Source organism: Nostoc flagelliforme FACHB-838 (assembly GCF_014698065.1).
GTDB classification, from domain to species: Bacteria; Cyanobacteriota; Cyanobacteriia; order Cyanobacteriales; family Nostocaceae; genus Nostoc; species Nostoc flagelliforme_B.
The window spans coordinates 1-2,661 of sequence record NZ_JACJSI010000600.1; the positions used below are offsets into that span (position 1 = coordinate 1).

General features: G+C 46.7%; 4 protein-coding genes and 1 pseudogene. 2 read left to right on the forward strand and 3 right to left on the reverse strand.

The annotated features are described in order from the left end of the window. Positions 1 to 95: 95 nt before the first annotated feature. The 3 genes from H6G97_RS49450 to H6G97_RS49460 all read right to left on the reverse strand — a co-directional run bounded on the left by H6G97_RS49450 (position 96) and on the right by H6G97_RS49460 (position 1,550). A complete protein-coding gene (locus H6G97_RS49450; RefSeq protein ID WP_199350182.1) occupies positions 96 to 320 on the reverse strand; it encodes a cupin domain-containing protein in 225 nt (74 codons plus the stop codon). Between the two features lie 16 nt (positions 321 to 336). Next, entirely contained in the window at positions 337 to 753 is a 417-nt protein-coding gene (locus tag H6G97_RS49455; RefSeq protein WP_190947568.1) for a RidA family protein, read from the reverse strand. Positions 754 to 827: 74 nt separating this feature from the next. Then, positions 828 to 1,550: an SDR family NAD(P)-dependent oxidoreductase gene (locus tag H6G97_RS49460; protein WP_190947569.1), complete on the reverse strand. Its 723-nt coding sequence runs from the start codon at positions 1,548 to 1,550 to the stop codon at positions 828 to 830. A 105-nt stretch (positions 1,551 to 1,655) separates the two neighbouring features. On the opposite strand from H6G97_RS49460, the gene H6G97_RS49465 reads away from it, so the two are divergent. Together H6G97_RS49465 and H6G97_RS54465 are read left to right on the forward strand one after the other, a co-directional pair. Continuing rightward, a complete protein-coding gene (locus H6G97_RS49465) occupies positions 1,656 to 2,297 on the forward strand; it encodes a helix-turn-helix transcriptional regulator (RefSeq protein WP_190947570.1) in 642 nt (213 codons plus the stop codon). A gap of 85 nt (positions 2,298 to 2,382) precedes the next feature. After that, positions 2,383 to 2,633, forward strand: a pseudogene (locus H6G97_RS54465) (hypothetical protein). Positions 2,634 to 2,661: the final 28 nt, after the last annotated feature.

Below are 2,661 nucleotides of genomic sequence, written 5' to 3' on the forward strand. Positions count from 1 at the left end.
TGATTCGACTACAGGTGAGATCAGTGAGAATTCTTTGAGTTGCATTCAACATCAGTGCATTCAGGGAATAACCCTCACCTTACCTGATTTTGGGCTTAACCGAACCGTATTGACTCCACTTCTCCCTCCACCACATGAAATATCTCGGTTAATTGCTTGTGGATGTGTGGACTGGCTCCTTTCGTTCCTGGTTCCATAACAAATTCAAACAAGCCAAAGTGTCCATTTGTATTCTCCCCAGTCACTTTGAATGTGCAGGTACTGGTGCCGAGTTTAACGAACTTTCCTCTACCGGGTTGCAGAACAATCGGTAACGACATCAGAAGCTCCTTTGGATTAAGAATTGGGAATTGCAGCAACCGCGTCTATCTCAAACAATAGCCCCTCGACTGCTAATCTCGGTACAGGAATCAAAGTACTGGTGGGTTTGCGATCGCCCGACCACATCTCATTCCGTGCGGCTGAGATCAATTGCTGTTTTTCGGCATCGTGATCAACGGAGAGTACTGTAATTTTCACAACGTCTTCTGGGGTTGCCCCAACCGCTGCTAATGCTGCACGAAGGTTAGCAAATGCCTGTTTCAACTGAACTGCAAAGTCAGCCGCAATCAGATTGCCCGTCTCATCCATGCCCAATTGACCTGCGATATAGACAAGAGTTGTGTTAGTGGGAACCGTTACAACATGGGTGAAACCGTAATCAGATGGATCGAAGAACCCAGGGGGATTAAGGTGCTGAATTTGTTGAACCATGATTTGACTACTCCTAAATCAATTTTATTCAAAGTTGCCAGTGCAGGAGATCAACCCGGTGGAGACACAATTGCTCAGGCATAGCGGTCGGACATCGCCGGAATATCAATCTCTTTCACACAGGAAACGCGCGATAGTTGGCGTAAACAGCGCAGTAAGAGAACCAAATCCTGCATTGGAATTTGCCTGCTGTCGTAGGTTTGGATTGCTGCCTCTGCCCCAGCTTCATAGGCGATTTCTGCCGCAATACTACCTGGGTTGAGCGAAGTCACTGGAATACGATGCTCTCGTAAACATTCCCGCAGCGCATGAACCACACCCCGCAGACCAAATTTAGATGCGGTATTCGCTACTTCCGGTGCGCCAGAGTTATCTAAACCCGAAAGCGAACTCATATAGACAACACGGGGATTGCTTGAACGTTTAAGATTTGGCAACAACCGATGAGTACAGAGAATAGCAGCCAGCAGATTCACTTGGATAATTTGTTCCATCTCTTCTAGAGTGGATTGTTCAAATGAATAGGTTGGCTCAAACGCATTCTCCTCCCAAATCCCGGCGTTGTAAAACAGGAAGTCAACCGCGCGATCGCCAATTGCCTCAGCCACCTTGACCGCAGCAGTTTGAGGAACCGACAAGTCTGCCCAAATCCAAACTCTAGACACTTGATCGGTGCGATCAAGGCTAGCAGGGCGAGTTCTGGAAATGAGAAACACAGTATCGCCTGCATCTGGCAACCCAACGCTGAAGCCTAAGCCAACGCCGCGACTAGCTCCAAAGATCACAATATTTGCCATTACTGCACCAACTTCAGAAGTTGCGACTTTATAAAGAAAAACCTTTAGTAAGAATCATAAGTGCTTAACTTGACTTTGTAAAGCTTTTTCTTTAATTTGTTAAGTATGAAAGCAGAATCAACTAGCGTTCGGACTCGACGGGCGATCATCCAATATCTCAAACAGGAAGGAGCAGCGGATGCGGAAACGCTCGCCTCCCACTTAAACATCACCGCAATGGCAGTGCGGCAGCATATCTACGCTTTGCAAAAAGAAGGATTGGTGATGTACCAGAAAGAAGCACGTCCGATGGGACGGCCTGCCAAGTTATGGGAGTTAACGCCTGCTGCTGATCATTTCTTCCCTGATCGCTACGCTGAGTTAACGTTGTGTCTGATTAATTCAATGAAAGAGGGATTTGGTGAAGAGGGATTTGATCGGCTATTGGAAGTTAGAACTCGCGAACAAATTCAAGCGTATCAAGCGATCATGCCTCGGCTTGCTCCACTTCAACAGCAGCTAGAAGCGTTAGCAGAGCGGCGAACCGAGGAAGGCTACATGGCAGAGGTCACGGCTCAAGCCGATGGCACTTTTCTCCTCGCTGAAAAGCATTGCCCTATTTGTGCGGTGGCAACTGCTTGTACCGGGCTTTGTCGCATGGAGTTAGAAATCTTTCAAGCGGTTTTAGGTAACGATGTGAGCATTGAACGAATTGAACACATTTTGGCAGGCGATAGACGTTGTGTATACCTGGTTATCAGTGCTTAAAAAGAACTGAACAATAAAAAATTCAATTCTGACTCCTGAATTCTGAATTCTCTATTATTAAGAAGTAAGGCCATTTTATTAGCCGATGCCCAGCAAAACTATTGAAGTCCGAGAGTACACCGTCAGAGCGCACAAGCGGGAAATTCATACTCCGTTTTCAACTTCGTGTGTAAGCAATGCGAACAACCCACACAACGAGAAACCTTTAGTGTGCGACCGCTCTACTGTGAAACATGCCGTCCGCCACAAGCACCCAAGCAATCGAAAGTAGTCCCTATAGGCAAGAGGAAACCCAGAGCTATGAACTATGAGAGTGGCAAAGGTATTGGGGGGTGATTTTTTGTTTTGAGATAAGGGCAATACC

Coding starts and splice junctions, on each gene's coding strand:
- H6G97_RS49455 (WP_190947568.1), bottom strand. CDS start 753: ATGGTTCAACAAATTCAGCACCTTAATCCCCCTGGGTTCTTCGATCCA.
- H6G97_RS49465 (WP_190947570.1), top strand. CDS start 1,656: ATGAAAGCAGAATCAACTAGCGTTCGGACTCGACGGGCGATCATCCAA.
- H6G97_RS49460 (WP_190947569.1), bottom strand. CDS start 1,550: ATGGCAAATATTGTGATCTTTGGAGCTAGTCGCGGCGTTGGCTTAGGC.
- H6G97_RS49450 (WP_199350182.1), bottom strand. CDS start 320: ATGTCGTTACCGATTGTTCTGCAACCCGGTAGAGGAAAGTTCGTTAAA.